General features: G+C 73.4%; 1 protein-coding gene. It reads right to left on the bottom strand.

The features are described from left to right. Positions 1 to 858: gamma-glutamyltransferase (locus OOT08_RS08880; RefSeq protein WP_325092890.1), on the bottom strand; the 858-nt coding region annotated here is incomplete at both ends.

An 858-nucleotide genomic window follows, 5' to 3' on the forward strand; every position in this document is an offset into this window, starting at 1 on the left:
AGGACGATCGCGGCGGAGCCATCCGATCTGGGGTCGCTGGCCGCGGAAAAGCTGCCATCCGGCTCCACCCGGATCAGGTTGGCGTGGCCGAGCTTTTCGCTGTGCGGGGGCAGGGGCACCGGCAGGAGCCCCGTGCTCAGCAGGGCCCGCCGCGCGTCCTCCGGCAGGTCCTCCTCAAAGACGATCGTGGGCACGGGGGCACCGCTGCGCTGCACGTCAACGCAAAACCGCGGGGCGCTCGTCGCCTCCGCGGGGCTCGCCCCGGCCCAGGAGCGCAGGAGCAGCTGCGCGTGCACCTGCGGTTGGCCCTGCCCGCCCATCGTCGAGGAGACCCAGGCCACCTCCGAGCCGCGGAGCACCAGCACGGGCATGAGGGTGTGCCGCGGGCGCTTCCCGGGGGCGAACACGTTCGCGGCTGCCGGGTCGAGCGAGAACGAGGTGCCCCGATTGTGAAAGAGCACCCCCGTGTCGGGCTCCAGGATCGCGGCCCCGAAGCCGTGGTAGATCGACTGGATGAGGGACACGGCCCAGCCGTCCGCGCTGATCGCGCTGACGCCGACCGTGTCCCCGGTGGCTCGCGGAGCGGCGTCGAGCCGTGCGGGGCCCGGCACCGGCAGGTCCAGGAGCGCCTCCGCCGAGGCCCCGCCGGAGCGTGGGTCGGCCAGGTACGTGTCCCGCACGGCGTTGTTACCCGCGAAGAGGGCCGCGAGGGCCGCCGCGTCCGCCCCGAGGGGGTCGCGGAGCGGAGTTCGTTCCAGGGCCAGGAGTGTGCGCAGCAGGGAGAAACCCTGCGTGTTCGGCGGGCTGGTGAGCACCCGGTACGGCCCAAACGGAGCCTCGATCGGCTCGGTGAGCTCC

Origin of the sequence: Leucobacter sp. M11 (assembly GCF_035726885.1) — a bacterium.
GTDB lineage: Bacteria > Actinomycetota > Actinomycetes > Actinomycetales > Microbacteriaceae > JAPFRB01.